The sequence below is a fragment of the Azospirillum picis genome, assembly GCF_017876115.1.
In the GTDB taxonomy this organism is placed as follows: Bacteria; Pseudomonadota; Alphaproteobacteria; order Azospirillales; family Azospirillaceae; genus Azospirillum; species Azospirillum picis.
Genome location: NZ_JAGINO010000001.1, coordinates 109,811 through 135,003 on the forward strand (window position 1 = coordinate 109,811; position 25,193 = coordinate 135,003).

22 protein-coding genes are annotated in these 25,193 nt (G+C 69.7%); 5 read left to right on the top strand and 17 right to left on the bottom strand.

What is annotated here, in order from left to right; genetic code table 11:
* Positions 1–105 precede the first annotated feature (105 nt).
* Positions 106–1,179 (bottom strand): 4-hydroxyphenylpyruvate dioxygenase, encoded by a 1,074-nt coding sequence (gene hppD, locus J2850_RS00510; RefSeq protein ID WP_209977679.1) that lies wholly within the window; start codon positions 1,177–1,179, stop codon positions 106–108.
* A 140-nt stretch (positions 1,180–1,319) separates the two neighbouring features.
* On the opposite strand from hppD, the gene J2850_RS00515 reads away from it, so the two are divergent.
* Positions 1,320–1,799 (top strand): Lrp/AsnC family transcriptional regulator, encoded by a 480-nt coding sequence (locus J2850_RS00515; protein ID WP_209977680.1) that lies wholly within the window; start codon positions 1,320–1,322, stop codon positions 1,797–1,799.
* 5 nt (positions 1,800–1,804) lie between these two features.
* Here the strand turns inward: J2850_RS00515 and J2850_RS00520 are convergent, their stop codons facing one another.
* From J2850_RS00520 to J2850_RS00565, 10 genes are all read right to left on the bottom strand, one after another.
* Positions 1,805–2,953: a glycosyltransferase family 4 protein gene (locus J2850_RS00520; protein ID WP_209977682.1), complete on the bottom strand. Its 1,149-nt coding sequence runs from the start codon at positions 2,951–2,953 to the stop codon at positions 1,805–1,807.
* A 2-nt stretch (positions 2,954–2,955) separates the two neighbouring features.
* Complete coding sequence (locus tag J2850_RS00525) at positions 2,956–4,209, bottom strand: glycosyltransferase family 4 protein (protein WP_209977684.1); 1,254 nt, start codon at positions 4,207–4,209, stop codon at positions 2,956–2,958.
* Entirely contained in the window at positions 4,206–5,501 is a 1,296-nt protein-coding gene (locus J2850_RS00530; RefSeq protein ID WP_209977686.1) for a glycosyltransferase family 4 protein, read from the bottom strand. Before J2850_RS00530 ends, J2850_RS00525 begins: the two co-directional genes overlap by 4 nt.
* A 6-nt stretch (positions 5,502–5,507) precedes the next feature.
* On the bottom strand, positions 5,508–6,464 hold the full coding sequence (locus J2850_RS00535; protein ID WP_209977688.1) for a GDP-L-fucose synthase family protein: 957 nt from the start codon (positions 6,462–6,464) through the stop codon (positions 5,508–5,510).
* Between the two features lie 119 nt (positions 6,465–6,583).
* The gene (locus J2850_RS00540; RefSeq protein WP_209977690.1) at positions 6,584–7,579 is read right to left on the bottom strand and encodes an NAD-dependent epimerase/dehydratase family protein; all 996 of its coding nucleotides are present in this window, start codon (positions 7,577–7,579) and stop codon (positions 6,584–6,586) included.
* A gap of 41 nt (positions 7,580–7,620) precedes the next feature.
* Positions 7,621–8,979: a nucleotide sugar dehydrogenase gene (locus J2850_RS00545; protein ID WP_246512656.1), complete on the bottom strand. Its 1,359-nt coding sequence runs from the start codon at positions 8,977–8,979 to the stop codon at positions 7,621–7,623.
* Between the two features lie 383 nt (positions 8,980–9,362).
* The gene (locus J2850_RS00550; protein ID WP_209977692.1) at positions 9,363–10,808 is read right to left on the bottom strand and encodes a flippase; all 1,446 of its coding nucleotides are present in this window, start codon (positions 10,806–10,808) and stop codon (positions 9,363–9,365) included.
* A gap of 98 nt (positions 10,809–10,906) precedes the next feature.
* On the bottom strand, positions 10,907–13,165 hold the full coding sequence (locus J2850_RS00555; RefSeq protein ID WP_209977694.1) for a GumC family protein: 2,259 nt from the start codon (positions 13,163–13,165) through the stop codon (positions 10,907–10,909).
* Between the two features lie 636 nt (positions 13,166–13,801).
* On the bottom strand, positions 13,802–14,398 hold the full coding sequence (locus J2850_RS00560; protein WP_425514120.1) for an ActR/PrrA/RegA family redox response regulator transcription factor: 597 nt from the start codon (positions 14,396–14,398) through the stop codon (positions 13,802–13,804).
* 9 nt (positions 14,399–14,407) lie between these two features.
* Positions 14,408–15,778, bottom strand: coding sequence for an ActS/PrrB/RegB family redox-sensitive histidine kinase (locus tag J2850_RS00565; RefSeq protein WP_209977696.1), 1,371 nt, complete (start codon positions 15,776–15,778; stop codon positions 14,408–14,410).
* 105 nt (positions 15,779–15,883) lie between these two features.
* Between J2850_RS00565 and J2850_RS00570 the strand changes: the two genes are divergently transcribed.
* Positions 15,884–16,705, top strand: a complete 822-nt coding sequence (locus J2850_RS00570; protein WP_209977699.1) for an ABC transporter ATP-binding protein — start codon at positions 15,884–15,886, stop codon at positions 16,703–16,705.
* Positions 16,692–17,561, top strand: coding sequence for an ABC transporter permease (locus J2850_RS00575; RefSeq protein WP_209977702.1), 870 nt, complete (start codon positions 16,692–16,694; stop codon positions 17,559–17,561). The genes J2850_RS00570 and J2850_RS00575 overlap by 14 nt, the downstream gene beginning before the upstream one ends.
* A 51-nt stretch (positions 17,562–17,612) precedes the next feature.
* On the opposite strand, the gene lhpI is transcribed toward J2850_RS00575, so the two are convergent.
* The 4 genes from lhpI to J2850_RS00595 form a co-directional block, all read right to left on the bottom strand.
* Positions 17,613–18,515 carry a bifunctional Delta(1)-pyrroline-2-carboxylate/Delta(1)-piperideine-2-carboxylate reductase gene (gene lhpI, locus J2850_RS00580; RefSeq protein ID WP_211113722.1) on the bottom strand — a complete coding sequence of 301 codons (903 nt, stop codon included), beginning with the start codon at positions 18,513–18,515 and terminating at the stop codon, positions 17,613–17,615.
* Between the two features lie 100 nt (positions 18,516–18,615).
* Positions 18,616–18,999, bottom strand: a complete 384-nt coding sequence (locus tag J2850_RS00585; RefSeq protein ID WP_209977706.1) for a dihydroneopterin aldolase — start codon at positions 18,997–18,999, stop codon at positions 18,616–18,618.
* A gap of 101 nt (positions 19,000–19,100) precedes the next feature.
* Positions 19,101–20,183, bottom strand: a complete 1,083-nt coding sequence (locus J2850_RS00590; protein ID WP_209977708.1) for a site-specific DNA-methyltransferase — start codon at positions 20,181–20,183, stop codon at positions 19,101–19,103.
* A gap of 89 nt (positions 20,184–20,272) precedes the next feature.
* The gene (locus J2850_RS00595; protein WP_209977710.1) at positions 20,273–20,926 is read right to left on the bottom strand and encodes a ribonuclease HII; all 654 of its coding nucleotides are present in this window, start codon (positions 20,924–20,926) and stop codon (positions 20,273–20,275) included.
* Positions 20,927–21,165: 239 nt separating this feature from the next.
* Between J2850_RS00595 and J2850_RS00600 the strand changes: the two genes are divergently transcribed.
* The gene (locus J2850_RS00600) at positions 21,166–21,672 is read left to right on the top strand and encodes a YchJ family protein (RefSeq protein ID WP_209977711.1); all 507 of its coding nucleotides are present in this window, start codon (positions 21,166–21,168) and stop codon (positions 21,670–21,672) included.
* A 281-nt stretch (positions 21,673–21,953) separates the two neighbouring features.
* Positions 21,954–22,556, top strand: coding sequence for a cold-shock protein (locus tag J2850_RS00605; RefSeq protein ID WP_209977713.1), 603 nt, complete (start codon positions 21,954–21,956; stop codon positions 22,554–22,556).
* Positions 22,557–22,647: 91 nt separating this feature from the next.
* Here J2850_RS00605 and J2850_RS00610 read toward each other — a convergent pair whose 3' ends face one another.
* Both J2850_RS00610 and J2850_RS00615 read right to left on the bottom strand, forming a co-directional pair.
* Positions 22,648–24,366: an oligopeptide/dipeptide ABC transporter ATP-binding protein gene (locus J2850_RS00610; protein ID WP_209977715.1), complete on the bottom strand. Its 1,719-nt coding sequence runs from the start codon at positions 24,364–24,366 to the stop codon at positions 22,648–22,650.
* On the bottom strand, positions 24,363–25,187 hold the full coding sequence (locus tag J2850_RS00615; RefSeq protein WP_209977717.1) for an ABC transporter permease subunit: 825 nt from the start codon (positions 25,185–25,187) through the stop codon (positions 24,363–24,365). Before J2850_RS00615 ends, J2850_RS00610 begins: the two co-directional genes overlap by 4 nt.
* Positions 25,188–25,193 lie beyond the last annotated feature (6 nt).

The following is a 25,193-nucleotide window of genomic DNA, read 5'->3' on the forward strand; positions in this document are numbered from 1 at the left end:
AAAGATCCAAATGCCGGTTTTGTGATGAAAGACCGCCGCCCCATGCCTTGACCGGGGCGGCGCGTCGTCACGTCCACAATGCGTTCTGGCGGGCCGGCGTCCTGCTCAGGCGGCATCCTCCTTCAGCACGCCGCGGCGGATCTGGTCGAGTTCGATCGATTCGAACAGCGCCTTGAAGTTGCCTTCGCCGAAACCCTCGTTGCCGCGGCGCTGGATGATCTCGAAGAAGATCGGGCCGATGACGTTCTGGGTGAAGATCTGAAGCAGCAGGCCCTGCCCTTCGGTCGGCGCGCCGTCGATCAGGATGCGGTTGGCCTGGAGGCGCTTCAGATCCTGGCCGTGGCCAGGCACCCGGGTGTCGACGCGCTCGTAATAGGTATCGGGCGTGTCCTGGAAAGGCGTGCCGAGGCTGCGCATCGTCTCGACCGTATGGACGATGTCGCCCGTGCCGAGCGCCACATGCTGGATGCCTTCGCCGTGGTAGTCGCGCAGATACTCGACGATCTGCGACTTGTCGTCCGCGGACTCGTTGATAGGGATGCGGATCTTGCCGCAGGGGCTGGTCATCGCCTTCGACCGCAGGCCGGTCAGCTTGCCTTCGATGTCGAAATAGCGGACCTCGCGGAAGCCGAACAGGCGCGTATAGAAGTCCGCCCATTCCTCCATGCGGCCGGTGTGGACGTTGTGGGTGAGATGGTCGATGTAGGTCAGGCCGGCCCCCTCGGGATGCTGGTCGACACCCGGCACCGGCACGAAATCGACGTCATAGATGCTGCCGCGGTCGCCGTAGCGGTCGACCAGATAGATCAGCGAATCGCCGATCCCCTTGATGGCGGGGATGTTCAATTCCATCGCGCCGATGCGGGTTTCCACGCCCCACGCTCCCAGATCCAGCGCCCGGCGGTAGGCGAAGGAGGCGTCGGCGACCCGGAAGGCGATGGCGCAGATCGACGGGCCGTGCAGCGCCGCGAAGTTGCGCGGAAATCCCGCCGGCTCGGCATTGACGATGAAGTTGACGTCGCCCTGGCGATAGAGCGTCACGTCCTTGGAACGGTGCCGGGCGACGGCGGTGAAGCCCAGCCGTTCGAACAGGCTTCCCAATGCCGCCGTATCCGGTGCCGTGAATTCGATGAACTCGAACCCGTCGGTCTTCATCGGGTTTTCCCACATGTCGGCCATCACCGTTCTCCGGATCAAGGAATCATTATGCGATCAGCATGCCGGATTGTTCGTGGAAATAGCTTCCAAACTGCGGGTGTGAGATCGGCTATTTTGGTAGGATTTATCGCGACTCTCGATGCCTGTGGAGAAAATTACCGATGCCGGCGCCGCTATCGGAAATCGACATCAAAATCCTGACCGCCCTGCAGGAGGATTCACGTCTGACCGTACAGGAGCTGGCCGATCGCGTCGGCACGTCCTCATCTTCCTGCTGGCGCCGTCTGCGCTCGCTGGAGGAAACGGGAGTGATCCGCCGTTACACGGCGCTGGTCGACCCCAAGGCGGCGTCGGTGGGCGAATGCGTCTTCGCCCATGTGACGCTCGACCATCATTCGGCCGAAACCGCGGGGGTGTTCATCGAGGCCGTCCGGAAACGGCCGGAGGTGTTGGAATGCTACGCGGTGTCGGGCGACGCCGATTACCTGCTGCGGGTCGCCGTCCGTGCGATCGCCGACTACAACCGCTTCCTGGAGGAGTTCGTCTTCCAACTGCCCTTCCAGGTCCGCATCCGCTCGAATTTCGCGCTGAAGGAGATCAAGTTCGAAACCGCCCTGCCGCTCTCCCAGGGACTGGGGTGACCCCCCTACCCCGCCACCCTGCGCTTCGCCTGGGGGGCGGCGGCGGCGGCGGCCGGATGCGGACCGGCGATGCGCTCCAGCAGCAGGTCCAGCCCGGTCCGTCCGGTTTCGTAGGCGATGCGGGCACGGGCCAGGGTTTCCGCGGACGCCGCGGCCAGCGCCTCGCGGTCGTCGGCCCAGGCGGCCAGCAGCGGCACGGCCGCCTTCACGAAGTCGGTATTCTGCGGCACCAGCCCGTCCGACGGAATGTCGGATCCGATGCAGCCGCGGTCGTAGGCCAGCACCGGCACGCCGGCGGCCATCGCCTCGAACAGGACCAGCGGCTGGGCCTCGTTGCGATAGCGGGTGGGGAAGACGAAGACGTCGATGTCGCGGTAGAACGCCGCCTTCGCCTCGCCGTGGACCGGGCCGTGATATTCGACGGCGCCGTCGAAGGCCATCAGCCCTGCCGCGACCATGGCGTCGTCCTTGGGGCGGAGGCCGGGGCCGGCCAGCACCAGCTTCGCGTCCACCCCGTCGAGCTGAAGGGCGCGCAGCAGTGCGAAGAGCGTGTCCAGCCCCTTCTCGGCGCAGAGGTTCGACAGATGGCCGATGCGGAGCGGGCCGGCGCGGCGCGGGCGCGGTGCGGGATCCGGGGCCGAGAAGATGGCGTTCGACATGGTCATGCAGGTGCGGGCCGCCGGATAGACCGACTGGAAGCGCATCTGCATGGCCGGACACAGCAGCACATGGGTGCAATCCGTGCCGGCGAGCCGGGTCAGCAGCCGCATCCGCCACGTCGGCTTGGTGATGGTGGCGAAGGAATGGTGGTGGAGCACCCGTTCATAGCCGAGCATCCGCGCCGTTCCCGCCAGCGTGGCCGTGTAGAGCGCACCCCAGCCGGAATCGACGGGCATGTAGAACCGGCGGTCGGGTGCCCGCAGCCCGCCGAAAAGCCGGCCCATCGCGCCCAGCACCCGCCCCAGCTTGCGCAGGTGGTAGCGCACGCCGCCACCGTTCCATCCCGGCGACAGGTCCGCCACCTCGACCTTGCCGCGGCCCCGCATCCGGTCCTGAAGCCGGTCCAGCACCAGGGCGGTGACCCGGCTCATGCCGTCCACCGGCGGCGGCAGGCGACCCGAGACCACCACATGGGTCCGCGTGTTCCGTTCCATCGTCAACTCCCGCTCAGTGCCGCACCGGCGGACCGGCCGGTGCGGCCACCCTCCGGTGCGGCGGAATAGTCGGACGCAAACTCGCCCTCTGCGCCGGGGTAGGCGCTCCGCTCCGCCTTGGGACCGCCCAGCGCCACCACCGCCTTCTCCACCGACTCCGCGAAGAAGGATGCGTCGGCCAGTGCCTGGAACGGACGGCCGTTCAGGCTCAGCCGGCGCCATTCCTCCTCGTCGGCCGCCACCGACAGCATGTAGCGCGCCAACCCCTCGGGATTGTCGGGCTCGACGATGTGGCCGTTCAGGCCGGCACGCACCAGCACGTCGCGGGCACCGCACTGGTCGGACAGGATGGTCGGGACCCCCATTGCCAGCGCCTCGTTCACCACGAGCCCGAACTGCTCCTCCAGCGACGGCAGCAGCAGGCAGAGCGTGGACCCCAGGGTTTCGGCGATTCCCTTCTCCTGCAGGAAGCCGCGGAAGATCACGGCCCCGTCCAGTCCGCGCCGCGCCACATCCGCCCGCAGTTCCGCCTCCAGCGGACCGGAGCCGCAAAGATGCAGGGGACGCGCCGACGGGCCGGCAAGACGCCGGTAAATGTCGTAGGCTTCGATGGCCCGGAACAAGTTCTTCTTCGGGACGAAGCGCGCGATGATGGTGAAGTGGCGGTCGGCGAAAGGTACTCCGCCCGGGGCCGGTTCCATCCCGGACAGGCGGCGGATCCTGTCCAGTGACAGCGTGTCGTACCCGATATATAGCCTTTCCTTCGGAAGCCCCAGCAGCCGGAAATAATCCAGCGTGCGCCGGCTGCCGCCGATTCCCGCCTGATAGGGGGAGTAGAAGATGCTTTTGATCATCTCCCGCCACAGGATGCGCGGCTTGTCGTCGTATTTCGAGGCGTTCATGTTGATGACTTTGCGCCCGCTCAACCGCATGGTCAGCGCCAGCGCGAACACGTCGGGATCCTCGTAGTGGCACAGGAAGACGTAGCGGGCGTCGGCCTTGCGGCATTCGCGCAGCAGCGCGCGGTACACCTGGGCCTTCGACAGGTCCGCCTTCGACTGTCCGGGGAACAGGGTGATCTTGCGGAAGTTCTGCCCGGTTCCGGTCGAATCCCAGGCGTAGGTGTGCGACTTCGACCCGACTTCGAGCCCGATCACGTCATAGACATGGCCGAGCCGCCGCCCGACGGCTTCCAGCCGGTCCATGTGATAGGGGCCGAACATCTCCCAACTGAAGACCAGAGCTGGCTTCTTCATGGCCCTTCTCCCATTCCCGTGTTTCCCAGCAGCAGGCGGGCGTAGCGATCGAGCGCGACGGCGCGCGTGGCATTCGATTCCACCCAGGCGCGGCCGCGGCGGCCCATGGCGGTCGCGCGGGAGGGGTCGGACAGCAGCGCCGCCACCGCCTGGGCCATGGCGAGCGGCTGTTCCGGCGGCGTGCACAGGAAGGCGCCGACTTGGCTTTCGAGGGCGGCGAGCGCCGACCCCGGCAGGCAGGTCGCGACGAAGGGACGGCCGGCGGCGAGGATGGTCACCGCCTTGCCCGGCATGGCGAAGGCCGCCCCTTCCGGCCGCTGCGGCACCAGATGGACGTCGCCCTCCGCCATCGCCTCGTTCAGGCGGTCCTTCGGGGCGAGCGGCTCGAACGTGACGTTGGAGAGGCCCATGGCGCGGGCCTGGGCCTTCAGCTCCTCCTCGAGGCCACCCTGCCCGCGCAGCAGCACGCGTGCCTGCGGCATCAGCCCGCCGAGATGGCCAGCCATCTCCAGCACCTGCTCCAGCCCCTGCTTGCGGGCGAAGGCGCCGCTGTACAGCGCGGTCGGCGGCTGGTCGGGACGCGGCAGCGGATGAACGGCGTCGGCGTCGACATGGGGCGGGATCACCGCGATGGGCTTGGTGACGCCCAGTTCCTCCAGAACGCCGCGCATCGGTTCCGACAGCACGACGATGGCGTCGGCGCGGTTCAGGGCGCGGCGCTCCATGGCGCGGATCGCCTTCACCGCCGCCTTGCCGCCCATGCCGAGCGCCCCCGCCAGGCCCGACTGGATGTCGTGGACGATGGCGACGTGCCGCCCTCCGGGCGTGGTGAGCCGGTCCGCCAACGCCACCGACAGGATCGAGGGGCAGAGCGACAACACCGCGTCGTGGCGGCCGACCCGCCCGCGGGCAAGCGCCGCCGCGAAGCCGGCATGCAGGACCCCCTCATGGATCAGCCGCGCCTTCAGTCCGCCCCCGGCCGGGGGGATGGTCGGCAGCCGCTCGATCAGCACGCCGTCGACGGTCTTGCTGTCCTGCGATCCGTCGGCATAGCCGTCATAGACCCGGTTGCCGGGATAGTTGGGACGTGCGGTCAGCACCGTGGTCTCCGCCCCGGCGGCGGCGAAGGCGGTGGCGAGATCGGTCATCATCGGCGCGCTGCCGGCCGGCTCCGGCCAATAGCTCTGCGCCACCAGCAGCAGCTCCTCCGGGACGGGCACCGCCGCCAGGGACGAGGGGCCGGATGGCAGGTCGAAGGCGGACCGCCGCAGTTGCAGGGAATCGTCCGGCATCGCGCGTTACTCCGCAGCCTGACGGATGCGTTCCGGAGCGGCATGCTCCAGGAACCATGCGTATGTGCGGCGCAGCCCTTCCTCCAGCGGCACCTTCGGGCGCCAGCCGGTGGCGAACAGGCGCTGCACGTCCATCAGCTTGCGCGGGTGGCCGTCGGGCTTGCTCAGGTCGTGGGTCAGCGTGCCGGGGTAGCCCACGGTGTCGCGGATCAGTGCGGCGAGATCGGCGATGGCGATGTCGTCGCCGGGGCCGACATTGATGATCTCCTCGTCGTCGTAATGCTCCATCAGGTGCACGCAGGCATCCGCCATATCGTCGGAATAGAGGAATTCGCGCCGCGGCGTGCCGGTGCCCCACAGGGTCACCGTCGGATCCTCCGCCATCTTCGCGTCGTGGAAGCGGCGGATCATGCCCGGCAGTGCGTGCGACGTTTCCGGATCGAAATGGTCGCCGGGACCGTAGAGGTTCGACGGCATCGCGCTGATGGCGTTGAAGCCGAACTGGCGCCGGTAGGCCTGGCACATGGTGATGCCGGCGATCTTGGCGATGGCGTAGGGTTTGTTGCTCGGCTCCATCGGACCGGACAGCAGCGCGTCCTCGCGGATCGGCTGTTCCGCATGCTTGGGATAGAGGCAGGACGAGCCGAGGAAGAGCAGCTTCCGCACGCCGGCCCGCCAGGCGGAATCGATGACGTTGGTCTGGATCAGCAGGTTGTCGCGGATGAAGTCGCCGCCGAAGCGGTCGTTGGCGAGAATCCCGCCCACCTTCGCCGCGGCGAGATAGACCAGGTCGATCCTCTCCCGTTCGAAGAAGGTCCGCACCTCGGCCTGATTGGTCAGGTCGAGCTGCGACCGGTCGCGGGTGATGAGGTTGCCGTACCCGGCCTCGGTCAGCCGCCGCACAATGGCGGAACCGACAAGGCCGCGGTGGCCGGCGACGAAGATTCGACTGTTGCGGTCCATGCGGGCCGGTCTCCTGGTGGTGTGGTGTGCAAGCGCTGCTGGGGGGCCTCGCCGGCCCCCTCCCCATCCCCGCCTGCCGTGATCCTGCCGGACGGGAATGGGGAGGACAGGCGGCGCTCCTACTCCGCCGCCTGTCCGATGCGTGCGGCGTCGGCCCGTGCCCGCTCGGCGTACCACTCGACCACGCCCGGCAGGCCGGCCGACAGCGGGATGCGGGGGGCATAGCCCAGGGCCGTCAGCCGCGAGATGTCCGGGCTGCGGCGGTCGGTGCCGCCCGGGGCGGCCGGCCCCGGAATGACCTGCGCCTCGCGGCCAAGGCAGGCCACCGTCCGGCGGGCGAGGTCGGCGATCGAGACCTCCTCGGGGTTGCCGATGTGGTAGATGCCGAGATGCTCGCCGCGGTCGATCACCGTGACGATGCCGTCGACGGCGTCGTCGATGTGGACGAAGGCCCGGGTCTGGCGGCCGTCGCCCTGGATCGGGAACGGCACAGGGCCGGCCGGATGGCCGGTGATGGCGCCGACCGCGCGGCGGGAGAATTCGGGGATGACGTGCTCCCATCCCATGTCCGGGCCGTAGACGTTGTGCGGCCGGAAGATCGCCACCCGGTCGAAGCCGCTGCGGCCCCAGTTCACCGCCAGCAGCTCGGAGATCAGCTTGGAGCCGCCGTAGCTGTAGCGCGGGTTCAGCACGTCCGGGACCACCAGGGGCACGTCTTCCGGCGTCGGCACCTGCGGCGGCGTCTGGTAGGCCTCCGACGACGAGGCGACGACGAGGTCGCCGACGCCGTCGGCACGGCAGGCGTCCAGCACGTTCAGCATGCCGCGCACGCCGACGTCCAGCACCACTTCCGGCTTCTCGTAGAAGTGCCGGGTGCCGTTGACCGCCGCCAGATGCAGCACGCCGTCCACGCCGCGCACCGCCCCGCGAACGGCGGCGGCGTCGCGGATGTCGCCCTGGACGAACTCCACGTCGTCGAGGACCCCGCTCAGCCGTCCGGTGTGGCCGCGGGAGTTGTCGTCGAGGACGCGGACCCGGTGGCCGTCGCGGACCAGCCGCTGGACCAATGCCGCGCCGATGAAGCCGCTGCCGCCGGTGACGAGATAGTGTTTCATGTCGAGGATTCCCCTGGAGGGCAGTGGTTGAAGACCGCCGGTCAGGCGACGTGGGCGTAGCGGGCGGCGCCGTGGCTGCCGAGCGCCACATACGCGGTGCCGTCCGGCAGGTCGACGTCGCGGCTGTTGAAGTTGTTCCAGAAGTCGTAGATGACCCCCGGGCGGTCCATGCGCTGGGCGAGGTCGGGCAGCGGCATGGAGGTGAAGACCGGGTGGTTGTTCAGGATGACCGCCAGGTTGGCGCCGGACACCGCCTCGGCCATGTTGGCCGCCGGCTCAAGCCCGAAGGAGCGGATGTCGTCCGGCCGGACCACCGCGTCGAAGCCGCGCAGGCGGGCGGTGGGGAAGCGCTGGCGGAGCTCGTCGAGCACCGGCTTGGCCATGGTGCCGCGCAGGTCGTCGGTCGCCGGCCGGCCCTTGAAGGCCAGGCCCATCAGGCTGATGGTCGGAGCCGAGGGGAAGCCCTGCATGGAGTGGGCGAGCTTGCCGAGGAAATCGGCGACCTCGACCGGCTGGCTCTCGTTGACCCGGCGTCCGGCGGCGGTGATCGCCATCTCGACGCCGGCCTCGCGGGCCGCCTCGATCAGGATGTGCGGGTCCTTCTCCAGGCAGGGACCGCCGACCGGGCCGGGCAGCGGCAGGTTGGTGCGCGGATAGCCGAGCTTGCCGGCGCGCGCCACCTCGACCGCCGAGATCTCCATGGCGTTGCACAGCTTGGCGATCTCGTTGGAGAAGGCGAAGGTGACGTCGCGATAGGTGTTGTCGACGAGCTTGATCAGCTCCGCCGTCTCCAGGGTGGAGACCTTGACCGTGGTCGGGGTCAGGAAGCCGAAGATCTGCGCGGCGCGCGTCGCCACGTCCATGCTTTCGGCGCCGATGATCTGCGGAAGCTGGTTCAGCTCGATCAGCGCCTGGCCTTCCAGCGTGCGCTCCGGGCAGAAGGCGATGTCGAACTGCTTGCCGGTCGCCCGCAGGATCGGCGCCACGACGTTGCGGGTGGTGCCCAGCTTCACGGTGGACCGCAGGATGACGAGGTCGCCGTCGTGCAGGCACTCCGCGACCTGACGGGTGGCGGCCTCGATCATGTCGGTGCGGACCCGGCCGGTCTTGTCCAGCGGCGTGCCCACCGTGATGATGAAGACGCTGGCCTTTTCGCAACCGTCGTGGCTGCGGCTGAAGGTGAAGCGGCCGCGTGCCATCACGTGGCGCAGCTTCTCCGTCAGGCCCGGCTCGTGGAAGTGTGGGTTGCCCTGGCCGAGCTTGTCGAGCACGTCCTGCCGCACCTCGACCCCGTGCACCTGGAAGCCGGCGTCCGCCATCGCCACCGCCAGCGTCAGCCCGACATAGCCGAGGCCGAGAACGCAGACGTTACGATCGGAAAAAGTCTTGGGAAGCATCATCGCTCCTGCCGTTTGCTGAAGGGCCTCCCGTCCGGAGGGCCGCTTGGTTTTGGAAGACGCCTTCGGGTCACTCCCGCCTTGCGGATCGCGCAGACGGGAAAGCTCGAAATTTGAAATTGTTTTCTTTTTGTCACTTCGCCGAAATGCCGAATTACTCCGATCCGGGCGTTGTGCAGCGCGAAGTGTTTCAGAAATCATGGTCCTATGAAAAGACTATGATTGCCGGTTACGGCGGTATTAATGGTACTAACCCCCGCCGCTATCGAATGAATGCTTGGAGGCACCAACAGAGACGTTCGGAAGTGTTACAAGGGGGGCATTCTCATGCCACAAAACTGTCACCTCTCTCGTCCATGCTGGCCACGGCTGAGCGCCCGTGTCCGTCACGCGGTCGCGCTGGTCAGGCGGCGCAGCCGCTTCGGGCGCACCAGACCGGTCAGCACCGAACACCCCGCGTAGACGGCGACCATCACCACGCTTCCCAGAAGGAAATGGACGATTGCCGGTGTTGCGTCGAACAGCGGAGCGGCGATGCGGTCCAATGCCACCGCCGCGGCGATGGCGGCGCCCGCGCACAGCAGCGCCCGCGCCGTGATGCCGGCATAGAGCTCGCCGACCGCCTGCCGGTGGATCCAGGCGATGGCGACGGTGGCGGCGAGCTCGGCGGTAAAGGTGGCCATGGCGGCCCCCTCGATGCCGTAGCGCGGGATCCACCAGATGTTCAGGATGGCGTTCAGGGCGCCGCCGCACAGCATGGCGACCATGTAGCCGGTCTGGCGATGCCAGACGAGCAGCGGGTTGCCGAGGATCATATTGGCGTAGACGACGGCCGAGGCCAGCATCAGCAGCCGGAGCGCCAGGGTCGCCGGTGCGTAGGCGTCACCGAACAGCGTGCCCAGGATCGACGGTGCCAGCGCGAAGCCGCCGGCGACCACCAGCCCGCCGACCGCGAGCATCACGGTGGCGTAGGCGCGCATCCGCTCGCGCATCGGTCCAAGTTCGCCGTAGGCGGCGGCGAGCTGGGGCAGGAAGGCATTCATCACGATGTTGCCGACCAGATTGGCCAGCGTCTGGATCTTCACCGCGGCGCTGTACCAGCCGACCTCGGTGTGGGGAGCGAGGAAGCCCAGCATCACCACGTCGAGGTGGGTGAAGATCGCCCAGGCGAACACGCCGACCGCCATCGGCGTGGCCGCCGTCAGGATCTCCCGCCAGACCTTCAGGTCGACGCGTGGACGCAGCGAACCGAAATCGCGCCGGAACCGGCCGATCATCACCAGCGCGTTGACGGTGATCGACCCGCCGGTGATGGCGGCGGCAGTGATGGCGTCGTCAGGGCCACGCACCAGCAGGAATACCAGCAGCATCGAGCCGATAGAGGTCCCGATCTCCCGCGTGGCGATCACCCCCATGCGCTCGGTCGCCTGATAAACAAAGTCGAGCACCAGGGCGTTCCCGAGCAACTGCACGGCCTGCACCAGAAGCACAGCCTTTACCGCCATAGGCTTGTCCAGCGACAGCACGAAAGCGGCATAGAGCGCCCCCACCACCAGCGCCAGAACGGTACGCAGCGTCAGCACATGCTCCGACAGTTCGGCCGCCTGATGACGGTCCCGCGCGATCTCGCGGATCGCGTAGGTGGACAGCCCCATGTTCACGAACAGCGCGGCATAAGCCATCAGCGAGGTGCCGAACCCCAGCACGCCGAAGCTGTCCGGTCCCAGCACCCGGGCGGTCCAGGCGGCGGTTACCAGCCCGCTCGCCATGGTCGCCGCTTTGGCGGCGGCAAGGGCACGGATGTTCCGGAAGATGCGGTGGCCAGCGGTCATTCACGGGCTCTTCTGTGGTGGAAACGTGATAGGCGCACGGAGGAACGGCACAGGTGATGGCCCTCCCCCGCACAGGGAGAGGGGCAGGTTGGATGCGCTCAGTTCGCGTAGTAGCGCCGGTAGCCGTGGTAGCGGCCGCTGTCCGGGAACTCGTACTGGGCATGGCGGCGGGTATCGACCTGGCTGAACAGGACGCCGACCACCTCGCCCCCGGCCTCGATCACCTCTTTCAGGCCGGCCATGGCGGTGCCGCGCTTGGTCTGGCCCCAGCGGACGATGAAGACGGTCTGATCGGCCAGCGCCGCCAGCAGCTTGCCCTCCGACACCGCCAGCACCGGCGGCGAGTCGAGCACCACCCGGTCGTAGTTGACCGACAGGCGGGACAGCAACTGGTGCATGCCGGACGATCCCAGGGTGTCCTGCGGCAGGGTCCGGCCATGGCCGGCGGAGATGACGTGCAGCCCGGTGCGGGGATCGACCTGGATCACGTCCTCCAGCGCCGCCGTCCCGGCCAGGACCTCCGACAGGCCGCGGTTGTTGGCGAGGCCCAGCATGTCGTGCAGGCATTTGCGCCGCAGGTCGCAGTCGACGAGGATCGTCCGCTGGCCGGCATTCGCGCAGGTGCGGGCGAAGGCGGCGGCGACGGAGCTCTTTCCTTCGCCCGGCACCGACGAGCTGAACAGGATCACCCGGTGCCGCCCGTCCGGATTGGCCAGCAGCAGCGACGTGCGCAGGTTTTGCATCGATTCGGCGAAGGCGGAGACCGGCTTGTCGACGATGTAGCTGGCGGGGGCGCCGCCGAAGCGCGGAATGCGCGGCACGATGCCCAGGCTGCGCACGCCGGTCGCCAGTTCGAACTGGTGCGGGCTGCGGAAGCCGCTCTCGGCCCGCTCACGCAGCATCGCCAGCAGCACGCCCAGCGTCCCCGACGCCACCAGCGCCAGCAGGATCATGAGCTTGCGGTTGGGCTGCGACGGGTCGAGCGGGATCGCCGCCTCGGACACCACGCGGGCATCCGGCTGGCGCATGTCGGTCTGCGCCGCGATCTGCTGCGAGCGTGTCAGGAGCGCCTCGTACATCGACTGCGCCGTGCTGGCGTCGCGTTCCAGCGTGCGCAGGCCGACCGTCGCCTCCTGCTGCTGGTTCTGCTTGGCCTCCAACTGGTCGAGGCTGGTCTTCAGCGCCTGTTCGCGTCCCTTCGCCAGATCCACCTCGTTGCCGAGATTGGCGACGATCTTGGCGACATCCGACTTGATCTGGCCCTGCAGGTCGCGCAACTGGCTCTGCATGGCCTGCAGCACGGGGTGCTTGCTGCCGTACCGGTTGGTGGCGTCGGCGATCTGCCGCTGCAGGTCGACCTCACGCTCGCGCAGCGCCTGGATCAGGGGCGATCCCAGGACGTCGCCGACCGCCGACACGCCGCGCGGCGAGTTGGCGAGCGTCGTCACCTCGCGCAGCTTCGTCTCCGCCTCCTGCCGCTTGGAGCGGGCCAGGATGTAGTCGGCGTTTAGCGCGCTCAACTGCTGGCTGACGACGGTGTTCTCGTTCGACGCCGTGGTCAGGCCGTGTTCGGTGCGGTATTTCTCGACGGCGTCGCCGGTGGTCTGCGCCTCCTTGCGCAGGTCGGTGAGCCGCTCCTCCAGCCACTGGGTGGCGCGCTTGGACGCCGTGAACTTGGTGTCGAGCTGGTCGACCAGATAGAGGTCCGCCATGGTGTTGGCGATCAGGGAGGATTTCCGCGGGTCCTCGCTGTCGAAGCTGACGGCGATGACGTAGGAGCGTCCCTGCGGCCGCACCGAGGTGTTGTCGAGCACCGCGTTGATCACCGCCGTCATCCGGTTGCGCTCCACCTCCTCCGGCGACAGCGCGACGTCGCTGGTCTGCCGCCAGGAGGCCGGGATCCAGTTGCGCGGGTTCAGCGCGGTCAGCCATGCCGGTTGTTCCGGACGCAGCGCCGCATTGAACTCGGGATCGTTCATCAGGCCCAGCTTCCGCACCACCTTCTCGGCGAAGGCCGGCGACTTCAGGATCGCCACCTCGCTCTGCAGGGCGCTGATGTCCGGGGTCATGTCGGACACCACGCCTTCGAAGTTGAGGACGGTGTTCTTGCGGTGCTCGACCATGATCAGGGTTTCGGCCGTGTAGAGCGGCGTCATGCGGAAGGCGACGAACGCCGCCAGCCCGGTACCGATCACGATCACCGTTCCGATCAGCAGCTTGTGCCGCCTCAGCAGGCCGGTGGTCCGGCGCACCGCGCTCGCGGCGCTGGCCGACAGATCGTAGGAAACGGAACCTGGGACCCGCCGTGAATCCGGGCTTGAGTGGCGGGACTGTTCCTGAAGTTCCTGGGTGGCCAAAGGGTCCTCCTCGCGTAACGACCAGAAGCGCGGCCATAGGACCAACCATTCGCCCGATCCCATTCTCGTCCGCTCTGCCTCTTCCAGTTGGTGGAGGCAGCGGTAGGGTCGGCGGTTCGTCCGATTGGCTGAAACGCAGTGTTAGTCCAGGCGTTGCATCGGCCACCCAGTGCATGCGGCGAGCAAGGGGCGCGCATTGGGTAGCCTTCCTGGCCATGCTGCGGTGCGGGATAGACGGCCGGTCGCGAGTTGGGGATAAGGGGTTCCCCCAAAAGGACGGGCCTTCGACATTCGATCGCGCCCGTCACCGGAAAGCTGCCAATACCCTGGAGAACGCAAACAATTGCCCACCCGGATGGACTGTCTGTCGTCAGGACAGGTTTGCGGCGGGCGTGGGACGGACGGGATCGCGGCGCCGGTCGGATAGGTGGAGGCTCAATGGCGCAAGCCGTGCCTCCAGTTGCCGGGGAGTGGCGTGCGGACGGCGCAAGGGCGGCGTAGGTCGTGCGGAAAGACGAAGCGGCCCGCTCCTCGGGGGAGGCGGGCCGCTTCGTCCGTGTCGACAGGGAGCCCGGCATCCGGACGCAGCGCGTCCGTCGCCTCGGTCGGCCCGGTGGGGCTGGGCTTTGTAAGGGGTCAGGCCCGCGGGGCGTGCTTGTTCAGGATGCGCTGCAGGGTCCGGCGGTGCATCTTCAGGCGGCGCGCGGTTTCCGAGACGTTGCGGTCGCACTGCTCGAAGACGCGCTGGATATGCTCCCAGCGGACGCGGTCGGCCGACATCGGGTTTTCCGGCGGCTGCGGCAGCGGCCGGCCGTCGGCGAGCAGGGCGGCCTCGACCGCGTCGGCGTCGGCGGGCTTCGGCAGGTAGTCGACGGCCCCCGCCTTCACCGCGGCCACCGCCGTGGCGATGTTGCCGTATCCGGTCATCATGACGATGCGGGCGTCGGGACGGGCATCGCGCAGGGCGGCCACCACGTCCAGGCCGTTGCCGTCGCCCAGCCGCAGGTCGACCACCGCGAAGGCGGGTGCGGATTCCTGGGCAACCTCGATGCCGAGCTGGACGCTGTCGACCGCCACGACGTTGAAGCCGCGCTTCTCCATGGCGCGGGCCAGCCGCGTGCGGAAGGGGGCGTCGTCGTCGACGATCAGGAGGCTGCGGGTCACGTCACCGGTGAAGGTGAGTTTGATGGAATCACCCGTCAGCAGTTCATCGGTTGTTTTGATGGTGTCCACCGCAAGACCTCATTTTCTGGCGTTGATCGTCTTCCAGCGCACGGAGATCCGCGCACCGCTGCCGCCCTGCATCTGCTGTCCGCCGGCGGGCGGGTCGGCCGGCGGATTGTTGGCGTACTGCACCGACGCGCCGGTCTTCTCCAGCAGCGTCTGCGCGATGAAGATGCCAAGCCCCATGTGCCCGCCGCCGGTCTGGCCCTTGGGGCCGGTGCGCTCGCCGCGCACCGACAGGTAGGGCTCGCCGATGCGGCCGAGCAGGTGGGGAGGAAAGCCGGGGCCGTCGTCCATCACGGTCACGGTGATGCCGCGGCCGTCCCAGGCGGCGGCGACCGTGACCTTGCCGCGGGCGAACTGGTGGGCGTTCTGGATGAAGTTGCCCAGGCCGTGGATGATCTCCGGGCTGCGCCGCAGGAACGGCTCCTCGGCTTCGCCCACGGGATGCGGCTCCACCGCGAAGGCGATGTGGCCCAGCCGGTGCGGAGCGGCGGCGGCCTCGATCAACGTCGTCAGCGGCAGCCGCTCGAAGGGGTCGCCGCCGTCGGCCTCCGGCTTGCGGGCGAGGTCGGCCAGGATCTCGCGGCAGCGCATCACCTGGCTCTGCAGCAGCTCGACATCCTCGCAATACGGGCTGCCGGCCGGCAGGTCGCGGGCCAGTTCCTTCGCCACCACGGCGATGGTGCCGAGCGGCGATCCCAGCTCGTGCGCGGCGGCCGCGGCCAGCGCGCCGAGCGCCCCCAGGCGCTGTTCGCGCGCCAGCGCCACCTGCGAGGCGGCGAGCGCGTCGGCGAAGCGCCGCGCTTCGGCGGCGACGCGGAAGACGTAGCCGGCGATGAAGACCGACGAGACTGAGAGCGACAGCCACACGCCGAAGGCATAGAGCGGCGCCATCGAGCGCACCGGCTCCTCCCACGGCAGCGGGAAGTGCCACAGCGCCAGGGCGGTCAGGCAGATCAGGTTCAGGCCGGTGAGCAGCACCGTGCTGTAGCGCGACAGGATGGCGGCGCCGACGGTCATCGGCGCCAGCAGCAGGATGGCGAAGGGGTTGCTCAGGCCGCCGGTCAGGTACAGCAGCAGCGTGAGCTGCAGCATGTCGTAGCTGAGATAGAGCGCGGCATCACGGTCGGCCAGCCGCAGCCGGCCGCCGCGTTGGGCCATGGCGACGACGTTGAGCAACGCGGACGCGCTGATGGCGGCAAGGGCCGGCCCCAGCGGCAGCGGGAATTCCAGGCCGAAATTGACGAAGGCGACGGCGGCGAACTGCCCGAGCACCGCGACCCAACGGATCAGGATCAGGGTGCGCAGCGTGATGCGGCCGTCGGGCTGCGACCATTGCGGCGGAGCCGGCAGGGCTCCCGGCAAGGCGTCGGTGAGCGTCACCATGCCGCGCACTCCCCCTGGGCGGACTTGGCCGGTCGCCCCTGGCGGTTGCGGCGGGCGCCGCCATATTCTGTCCCCATGACGCACCCGACCATCGCGCCCCCGACCATGACAGCCCGTCCCTCTCCCGATGCAAATCCGGCGACCGTGCCGCCCGCCATCCGGGTGGAGGGCCTGACCAAGCGGTTTCCGACGCCGGACCGCAGTTCGGTGACGGCGGTCGACGGCATCGGGTTCACCGTGCCGCGCGGAGGCGTGACCGGCCTGCTGGGCGGTAACGGAGCCGGCAAGACCACCACCATCTCCATGCTGCTCGGGCTGCTGCTGCCGACGGCCGGGACGGTGGAGATCCTGGGCGTCGACATGGCGCGCCATCGGCATGCCGTGCTTCCGCGCATGAACTTCTCCTCCCCGTACGTCGAGCTGCCCCATCGGCTGACGGTGCGGGAGAACCTTACCGTCTATGCCCATCTCTACGGTTTGACATGCGTCAAAAAGCGCGTCCGGGACTTGGCCGAGCATCTTGACCTGACGCGGTTTCTCGATCGCCCGTCGGGAGGCCTGTCGGCCGGGCAGAAAACGCGCGTGGCGCTGGCCAAGGCGCTGCTGAACGAGCCGGAGCTGCTGCTGCTCGACGAGCCGACGGCTTCGCTCGACCCGGACACCGCCGACTGGATCCGGACCTATCTCGAGCGCTACCGGACGCGCACCGGCGCCACCATCCTTCTGGCCTCCCACAACATGCTGGAGGTGGAGCGGCTGTGCGACGGCGTGCTGATGATGCGCCAGGGCCGGATCGTCGACCGTGGCGCGCCCGCGGCCCTGCTCGCCCGCTATGGCCGCAAGACGCTGGAGGAGGTCTTCCTCGACATCGCCCGCGCCGACGGCGACGCCGTGCCCGCCGGGGAGGCCGCCGATGCTGCCGAGTGACGCTGCCATTCCCCGGCGGCCCGCACCGCGACCGCCAGTCCCGCGTGCCGGATTCTCGCTGCGCCGGATCGGCGCGATGGTGCTGCGCTACTGGTATCTGCTGCGCGGTTCCTGGCCGCGCATCCTGGAACTGGCCTACTGGCCGACCATGCAGATGATCCTGTGGGGCTACATCAACCAGTTCATGGCCTCGGGCACCGGCGGGGCCAGCGGCTGGGTGGCGCAGGGGGCGGGGGTTCTGGTCAGCGCTGTGCTGCTGTGGGATGTGCTGTTCCGCGGCCAGCTCGGCGTCTCGGTGTCCTTCCTGGAGGAGATGTGGTCGCGCAACCTCGGCCACCTGTTCGTCAGCCCGCTGCGCCCCGGCGAATGGGTGACGGCGCTGATGACGATGAGCCTGCTGCGCACGCTGATCGGCGTGTTGCCGGCGGCGCTGCTGGCGATCCCCTTCTTCGGCTATTCCGTCTTCGCCCTGGGCCTGCCGCTGGCCGCCTTCTTCGTCAACCTGATCGTGCTCGGCTGGTCGCTGGGCCTGCTGGTCGTCGCCCTGATCCTGCGCTACGGCATGGGGGCGGAGGGGCTGGCCTGGATCGTCGTCTTCATGCTGGCCCCGGTCAGCGCCGTCTATTATCCGGTGTCGGTCCTGCCCGCCTGGCTCCAGCCGCTGTCGCGGGCGCTTCCCTCATCCCATGTCTTCGAGGGCATGCGGGCGCTGCTCTTCGAAGGCACGCTCCGCTGGGACCATCTGGCCTGGGCGTTCGGCCTGAACGCCGTCTACATGGCGCTCGGCATCGCGGTGTTCCTGCTCGCCTTCCGCCAGGCGCGGGTGCGCGGCGCGCTGCTGCAGACCGGAGAGTGAGGCCTTCGCTCTTGCTGCCTCACGCCCCACCGCCTCAGGCACGGGTGGCGGTCACCCCTGCCCCAGCGCGCAACGGGCCGCCGCGAGGTCCCAGGCGGCGCAGCCGACGCTCTTGAACAGGCGCGGGCGCCCCGCTTGCGCCTTGCCGTCGAGCGCATCGACCAGCGACCGCACCGCAGACCAGTCCACCCCGGCCTGGATCAGGTCGCCGGCCTCGTGGCGGGCGCCGGCCGGGTCGTCGACGAACAGGTCGCTGCCATGGACGGCGCCCGGCCCGAATTCCGCCATCTCCGGCTTGAAGGCGCCGACGCCGACCAGCAGGCGGCCGGGCCGCGGCGCCTCGTCATAGATCGGCACCAGGCTGGTGGTCAGCGCGATCACGACCTCGGCCGCCGGGTCGACCGGACCGCTCATCGGCCGCAGATCGACCCCCTGCCCCGCCTGTCCGCTGCAAAAGGCCGCTGCGGTGTCCCGGCTGCGGCTGTGCATGTCGATGCGGATGCCGGGAAACAGCGAGGCGAGTGCCGCGACGTGCCCGGCGGACTGCGTGCCGGTGCCGAGCAGCGCGACATGGCGCGGTGGCGCCTCCAGCAGCGTGCGGATGGCCAGCATCGACACCGCGGCGGTGCGGCGCGCCGTGACGGTCGGGCCGTCGAGGATCAGACGCGGGGCGCCGGTGGGCGCGTCGAAGACGCTGACCACGCCATGGATCGTCGGCAGCCCGCGGGAACCGTTGGCCGGATTGACGTTGACCAGCTTGTGGATGGCGATGTCGGCCGCGGCGGCGGGCATCGACAGCAGGACGCCGCCCTCGGGGAGCGGCAGTACCTGGCGCTCCGGGCTGGTGATGCGCCCGGCGGCATAATCGCGGGCGGCGGCGTCCACCATGTCGCACAGCGCCGGGAACGGAAGGCGGGCGGCGGTCTGCTCGGCGGTCAGGACTGCGGGCGGCATCACGGCAAATCCCCTGCGGCTTCGGGCTTCGGTCGGGCCAAACGATCTGGGCCAAACGATCTGGGCCAAACGATCTGGGACGGGAAAATCCTGCAAGGGATCAGGCGCGGGCGCGCTCGATCTCCACCCCGACGCTGGCGGCGTCCGGGAAGACGTCCAGCTTTTCCACCCGCACCTTGGCCATCGTCACCCGCGCGTCGGCGAGGCAGCGGGCGGCGATGCGCTCGGCCAGCGTCTCCACCAGCGTGACGTGGCCCTGGTCCACCACGCCCTTGACCACGGTGGCCATGTCCTCGCCGGTGACGCCGGGGGCGATCACCTCGAGGTCGAGGTTCAGGCGGATGCGCTGGGGCTTCAGCCGCTCGTGGGCATAGACGCCGATCAGCGCGTCCATCACCAGGTCGCGGACGAAACAACGGGTGGACAGCGCCGCCGGGGCCGAACGCGGCACCGGGGCGGTGACGGTGGCGAAGAGCTTGTTCATGGACCAAACGCCTAACACGGCGACGCCGCCGCTGCCAAGCCACCGCCCCGCCCGCCGCATGCCGGAGGGACAGGGCTGGGGTGGAGCCAGCGCATCGCCGCTCAGTGCATCTCCGAGCGGATGCGTTCGCGCAGCACGTCGATCGGGCGCAGGTCCTCGCCCTCCTCGTAATGCCAGAAGGTCCAGCCGTTGCAGGCCGGCAGACCCGCCATGGCGGCCCCCACCTGGTGGATGGAGCCGCGATGGTCGCCGCGCGGTCCGGAGCCGATCAGCGTGCCGTCGGCGCGCACCCGGGCGGCGACGCGGCGGCGCTGGTCGAACAGCGTGGAGCCCGGCCGCAGAAGCCCGCGCTCGACCACCCAGCCGAAGGGGATGCGCGGCGCACTGCGCTTGGGCGGCGTGTCGAGGATCGCCGCCTCCGGCGCCTCCTCCACCGCCTCGATGCGGGCCTGCGCCGCTTTGACGTAGGTGTCGTCACGCTCCAGACCGATCCAGCGCCGGCCCAGCCTCTTGGCGACCGCGCCGGTGGTCCCGGTGCCGAAGAAGGGGTCGAGCACCACGTCGCCCGGACGGGTGGAGGACAGGATGACCCGATAGAGCAGCGCCTCCGGCTTCTGGGTCGGATGGGTCTTCTTGCCGTCGCCGTCGCGCAGCCGCTCCGAGCCGCTGCAGATCGGCAGCAGCCAGTCGCTGCGCATCTGCAGATCCTCGTTCAGGTTCTTCATCGCCTCGTAGTTGAAGCGATAGCGCGCGTCCTTGTCGCGGGCGGCCCAGATCATGGTTTCATGGGCGTTGGCGAAGCGGGTGCCGCGGAAGTTGGGCATCGGATTGGTCTTGCGCCAGACGATGTCGTTCAGAATCCAGAAGCCGAGATTCTGCAGCGTGGCGCCGACACGGAAGATATTGTGGTAGCTGCCGATCACCCACAGCGAGCCTTCCGGCTTCAGGATGCGGCGGGCCGCCGCCATCCAGTCGCGGGTGAAGCGGTCGTAGGCCTCGAAATCGTCGAACTTGTCCCACTCGTCATCCACCCCGGCGACGCGGGTGTGGTTCGGCCGCAGCAGTTCGCCGCCCAACTGCAGGTTGTAGGGCGGGTCGGCGAAGACGAGATCGACCGATTCAGGCGGCAGATCGTTCATGAGAGCGATGCAATCGCCGACCAGGATACGGTTTTCAGGGAGCATGATGCGACCGACAAAGAACTGAGACTCGGCCGGACAATGAGTCGCGGCCGAGTCGCCGTCAACAGCTTTCTTTCCGAAGTGACGGCGGGTCAGCCGTCCAATGCCGATTGGCGTTTCACTGGTGCAAAACTGACTCGGTGGTGCGGCGTGACACCATGGCGGCTCAACGCCTCCAGATGTTCCGGTGTCGGATAGCCTGCGTTCCGTTCCCAGCCATAGTGGGGAAACAGGGATGACAACCGCAACATCTCGCTGTCGCGCGCCACTTTGGCGAGAATTGATGCGGCCGCGATCGATTGGCTGCGGCTGTCGCCCTTCACCACCGCCACCGCTTCGCACGGCACGTCCGGGGTGAAGCGGCCGTCGACGAGCGCGGCGTCGGGAGGCAGCCCAGGCAGCGCCTTGTAGGCCCGCTTCATCGCCAGCAGCGTCGCCTTGTGGATGTTCAGCGCGTCGATCTCGGCGGCCGACGCCTCGGCGACCGCGAAGGCGAGCGCATGCGCCCGGATCGCCGGTTCGATCTCTTCCCGCAGGCGGCGGGTCACCGCCTTGCTGTCGTCGATCCGCGAGGCGATGTCCGGCGGCAGCCCCTCGGGCGGCAGCACCACGGCGGCGGCGACCACCGGCCCGCAGAGGGGACCGCGCCCGACCTCGTCGATCCCGCAGACGCGGCGGCCGGGGCCGAAGGCGGCCTCCAGGGACAGGTCGGGACGGATCCGGGGGGCGGCGGCTTGGCGGGGCATGGGCGGCTCGCGGCAAGGGGTGCGGGAACGGGGGATGGCGAGGGGAGGGTTCATAGCGGTGCCGCGCCCGCTGCACAAGACCGCCGCCCTGCGCTGAAACCGCCTCTTGAGAACGGCCATGCGGCTGCGCTATGCATGCGCCCCGCGACGCTCCCGCCGGAGCCGGCCGCCGCACCGGCCGCCGCGCCGGCCATTGGGCCGGTCGCAAGCCCGGCGTCCCGCCACCATAGGATCAGGCCATGACCGACAGCACGACCCAGACCGCCGCCGAATGCCCCTGCCGCTCCGGCAGGCCGCTGGACGCCTGCTGCGGCCCGTACCTGGCCGGCATGCCCGCCCCGACGGCGGAAGCGCTGATGCGGTCGCGCTATACCGCCTTCGCCACCGGCAATATCGACTACCTGCACGACACGCTGCTGCCCAGCACCCGCGACGACTTCAATCGCGAGGAGATCGAGGCGTGGGCCAACAACAGCGTGTGGACCGGGGTCGAGATCCGCTCGACGGAGGCGGGCCAGCCGGGGGACGGCGAGGGCGTGGTGGAGTTCGTCGCCCGCTTCACGATGAACGGCAAGCCGATGACCCACCATGAGACCAGCCGCTTCACCCACCAGGACGGGCGCTGGTACTATGTCGAAGGCTTTCTCGGCACCCGTCCGCGCAGCGGCCCCAAGGTCGGCCGGAACGATCCCTGCCCCTGCGGCAGCGGCAAGAAGTACAAGAAGTGCCACGGCGCGGCGGCATGAGCCGTGACGTCTGACGCCGGAAAGGATCGAGGGTCGCCCTGAGTCGGCGCCTGAATCACCGGCCGGCGGCGACGCTGCACCTGCACAAATCCGGGGATTTCGCTCCGCTCCGCCCGTCGAACGGGCGGAGGCGGTGTTTTTGTTGTGCGCGTATGGGGGAATTGCGCAATCCCGATTGAATTATGGGGCGGAACAGATCATCCTTCGCTCGCCCGGTTCCGGCCCTCCCTCTTTGGGTAACGCCAGGAACCGGGTTTAACACGACAGATGAGACCATACTGATGTTCGACCGTCCGCAGCGCTCCTCCTTCCGCGCTCCCGAGATCACCCAGCGCGACATCCGCGCCACCGTCAAGTGGTTCAACGCCACCAAGGGCTTCGGCTTCGTCACGCCCGACGACGGCACCCCGGATGCCTTCCTCCATTCCACGGTTCTGCAGTTCTGCGGACATGACAGCCTGCCCGAAGGCGCCACCATCACCTGCGACCTTTCCCGTGGTCCGAAGGGTCCGCAGGTTGCCACCATCCATGCGGTCGACACCTCGACCGCCGCTCCGAGCCGCCCGCGCGCCCCGCGCGAGCGTGATTCCTGGGGCAACGACGGCGGCTACGGCGGCGGCAGCTACGGTGGCGGCGGCGGCTACAGCCGCGGCGGTTACGACGATTCGGACAGCGGCGAAACCGTCGACGGCACGGTGAAGTGGTTCAACGTGTCGAAGGGCTTCGGCTTCATCGCCCCGTCCACCGGCGGCAAGGACATCTTCGTCCACATCCGTGCGCTGGAGCGTTCCGGCATCAGCGGACTGGACGACGGCGCGCAGGTCCGCGTGACCATCCGCCAGGGCGCCAAGGGTCCCGAGGCGCAGCGCATCGAGATGGCCTGATCTCTCATCGGTCGTTGTGATGTGAAAAGGCCCCCGCTCCACCGGAGCGGGGGCCTTTTCATTGGCCATCGGTCACGTCCCGGCCTTCCGGTCACGCTCCGTCGGCTGCGCCGCCCTCGGGCGCGTCCCAGTAATGGCAGGCAACCCGGTGGCCGGGGGAAACCTCCTCCAGCGGCGGCATCGCCTGGGCGCAGAAATCTCGCGCCAGCGGGCAGCGCCGGCGCAGCGGGCAGCCGGCCGGCTGGGCCAAGCCGGAAGGCGCGTCGCCCTCCAAGGCCGGCCGCTCGCCCCTGGACGCCGCCAGCATCGCCCGGCTGTAGGGGTGCAGCGGCGCTGTGAGAAGGATTCCGGCGGCGGCGCTCTCAACCACATGTCCGGCCAGCAGGACGATGCCGCGGTCGGCATCGCGCAGCCCTTCGGCGAACTGCTCGGTCGCCACGACCAGCGACAGGCGGTGATGGTCGCGCACGACCCGCAGCGTGTCGAGGAAGCCGCTGCGCTCCTCCGCCGACAGGGTGGCGGCAGGCTCGTCGGCGACCAGCGCCCGCGGGCCGGAGAGCAGGGCACGGGCCAAGCCGGCACGGGCGGCTTCCGCCGCGGTCAGGCCGGCGGGCCAGCGCTCCGCGGTGCCGTCGGGCAGCCCCGCCGCCGCAAGCGCCTCGGCGATCCGGAGCGCGCGCTGGGACGCCGGGATGTCCGGACGAAGGCTTTCCAGCGCCACCGCGAACTGGGCGGCGATGGTCATCGAGGGGTCGAAGGACGCCGCCGGGTCGGGGAACAGCGGCTGCAGGTCACGCCGCGTGCGGCGCAGGCCGGCTTGGTCCGCCTCCGCCGCCGAGGCTGCCGGCACTGCGGCCGGCACCATGTCGCGGCCCATCCAGGCGACGCTGCCGGCGGTCGGCGGCGGCAGGCACAGCAGGGCGCGGGCCAGCGTGGCCTTGGCGCTGCCGGTTTCGCCCAGCAACGCGACCGTCTCGCCCGCCCGCAGGTCGAGGTCGACGCCGTGGAGCACGGTCAGCTCGCGCGGCTCGCCCTTGGGACCGGGGCTGAGCGGATAGGCCATGCCGACGGTCCTGGCGCGCAGCAGCGCCGATCCGGGCATCTCATGCCCGACCGGCGGCGATGCCGGCGCCGAGCGCTCCGGAGGCACTGCGCTGTCCGGGACCAGACGGCCGTGGCGCAGGCGCAGCACGCGGTCGGCCGGGCCGTCCACGCGGTCCTCGGGCCGGCCAGCGAGCAGCAGCGCCACCCCTTCGGCGCGCGCCCAGTCGGCCAGCCGGTGCAGCAGCCGCAGGCGCACCGTCGGGTCGAGCCCGGCGCACGGCGAGTCGGCCAGCAGCACCGCCGGCCCCACCGCGGCGGCCATGGCGAACAGGCAGGCCCAGCGCAGCGATTGCGAGATCTGTTCCGGCGGCAGGTCGAAGCGGCGGGCGGCGGCGGGGACGCCCATGCGGTCGAGCCCGTCGGCCATGCGGCGGAGCGCGCTGCGCAGGTCGATCCCGAGATGGTGGCCGACCACTTCCGCCACCTGCAGCGCCAGCGGCCGGCGCGGTGCGAGTTGTCCACCCTGGGCGATCAGCAGGCGGCGCCCGTCGACACGGGCACGCCCAGCGGCGTCCACCCCCGGCAGCGGCTGGTCGGCGAGCACCCCCAGCAGCGCGGTCTTGCCCGCGCCGGCGCCGCCGGTGACCGCCAGCACCTCTCCCCGCTCCACCTGCAGCGTGGCGCGGTCGAGCAGGACATGGTCCTCGACCATCAGCGTCAGCGCGTCGGTTTCCAACGGTGCGGCACGCGCGGTGATCAGATTCATGGCTTGCGGCTCCCCGCGACCGCGGCATCGGCGACGGCGCAGGCGCTCCACAGGGCCAGGGCCAGCAGCAAAGCCGGCGGCGCCAGCCCCAGCGGGTCGCCCAGCCGTGCCGCCAGCCCGACCGAGGCACCCCAGCTTCCCAGTGTCGGCGGCAGGCCGAGACCCAGCAGGCTGGCGAAGCTCTCAGCCGCGAGCACGCGCGGCAGCGCCAGCGTTGCGGCCGCCAGGAGGGGCCGCAAGGCGTTGGGAACCAGATGGCGGCGCATCACGGCCGGCTCGGGCAGGGCGGCGGCGCGGGCGGCGTTCAGGAATTCCGCCCGCGTCAGCGCCGAGATCTCGGCATGGGCGAGGACCGCCACCGCGGGCGCGGCGGTCGCGGCGGTGACCAGGGCGAGCGGCCACAACCCGCCGAACAGGCCGCCCGCCGCCGGCACGAGAAGGGCGAGCGGCAGGCCCGCCAGCCGCTCGGCGGCGGCGATCGACCGCCGCCGGGCCGGATCGCCGCGCAGCGCGCCGAGCAGGAAGGCCAGCAGCGCCCAGACGATGCCGGCCAGTCCGCCCAGCACCGCGGCGAGCAGGGCGAAGGACAGGCTGCCCCGCCCGTCGAGCAGGGCTGCGGCCACCGGGTCGGCATCGAGACGGCGGATGGTCGATCCGTCCGCCATCAGCGGCGCCGCCGCGCAGGCGAGGGTCAGGGCCGCCAGAACGGCTGCCCCCGAGAGGCCGCGCGCGAAGCCGCGCGGTGCCTGAGGCACCGTCGACGGCCCGCCCTGCGGCGGCTGCCTCACGGGGGAAAGCGGCGGTTGTTCGAAGTCGGCCATCGGGTC

What these genes read in the sequence shown, in the direction of transcription:
- hppD (WP_209977679.1), bottom strand. Translation starts at nt 1,179, where the DNA reads ATGGCCGACATGTGGGAAAACCCGATGAAGACCGACGGGTTCGAGTTC.
- J2850_RS00515 (WP_209977680.1), top strand. Translation starts at nt 1,320, where the DNA reads ATGCCGGCGCCGCTATCGGAAATCGACATCAAAATCCTGACCGCCCTG.
- J2850_RS00520 (WP_209977682.1), bottom strand. Translation starts at nt 2,953, where the DNA reads ATGGAACGGAACACGCGGACCCATGTGGTGGTCTCGGGTCGCCTGCCG.
- J2850_RS00525 (WP_209977684.1), bottom strand. Translation starts at nt 4,209, where the DNA reads ATGAAGAAGCCAGCTCTGGTCTTCAGTTGGGAGATGTTCGGCCCCTAT.
- J2850_RS00530 (WP_209977686.1), bottom strand. Translation starts at nt 5,501, where the DNA reads ATGCCGGACGATTCCCTGCAACTGCGGCGGTCCGCCTTCGACCTGCCA.
- J2850_RS00535 (WP_209977688.1), bottom strand. Translation starts at nt 6,464, where the DNA reads ATGGACCGCAACAGTCGAATCTTCGTCGCCGGCCACCGCGGCCTTGTC.
- J2850_RS00540 (WP_209977690.1), bottom strand. Translation starts at nt 7,579, where the DNA reads ATGAAACACTATCTCGTCACCGGCGGCAGCGGCTTCATCGGCGCGGCA.
- J2850_RS00545 (WP_246512656.1), bottom strand. Translation starts at nt 8,979, where the DNA reads ATGATGCTTCCCAAGACTTTTTCCGATCGTAACGTCTGCGTTCTCGGC.
- J2850_RS00550 (WP_209977692.1), bottom strand. Translation starts at nt 10,808, where the DNA reads ATGACCGCTGGCCACCGCATCTTCCGGAACATCCGTGCCCTTGCCGCC.
- J2850_RS00565 (WP_209977696.1), bottom strand. Translation starts at nt 15,778, where the DNA reads ATGGTGACGCTCACCGACGCCTTGCCGGGAGCCCTGCCGGCTCCGCCG.
- J2850_RS00570 (WP_209977699.1), top strand. Translation starts at nt 15,884, where the DNA reads ATGACAGCCCGTCCCTCTCCCGATGCAAATCCGGCGACCGTGCCGCCC.
- J2850_RS00575 (WP_209977702.1), top strand. Translation starts at nt 16,692, where the DNA reads ATGCTGCCGAGTGACGCTGCCATTCCCCGGCGGCCCGCACCGCGACCG.
- lhpI (WP_211113722.1), bottom strand. Translation starts at nt 18,515, where the DNA reads ATGCCGCCCGCAGTCCTGACCGCCGAGCAGACCGCCGCCCGCCTTCCG.
- J2850_RS00585 (WP_209977706.1), bottom strand. Translation starts at nt 18,999, where the DNA reads ATGAACAAGCTCTTCGCCACCGTCACCGCCCCGGTGCCGCGTTCGGCC.
- J2850_RS00590 (WP_209977708.1), bottom strand. Translation starts at nt 20,183, where the DNA reads ATGCTCCCTGAAAACCGTATCCTGGTCGGCGATTGCATCGCTCTCATG.
- J2850_RS00595 (WP_209977710.1), bottom strand. Translation starts at nt 20,926, where the DNA reads ATGCCCCGCCAAGCCGCCGCCCCCCGGATCCGTCCCGACCTGTCCCTG.
- J2850_RS00600 (WP_209977711.1), top strand. Translation starts at nt 21,166, where the DNA reads ATGACCGACAGCACGACCCAGACCGCCGCCGAATGCCCCTGCCGCTCC.
- J2850_RS00605 (WP_209977713.1), top strand. Translation starts at nt 21,954, where the DNA reads ATGTTCGACCGTCCGCAGCGCTCCTCCTTCCGCGCTCCCGAGATCACC.
- J2850_RS00610 (WP_209977715.1), bottom strand. Translation starts at nt 24,366, where the DNA reads ATGAATCTGATCACCGCGCGTGCCGCACCGTTGGAAACCGACGCGCTG.
- J2850_RS00615 (WP_209977717.1), bottom strand. Translation starts at nt 25,187, where the DNA reads ATGGCCGACTTCGAACAACCGCCGCTTTCCCCCGTGAGGCAGCCGCCG.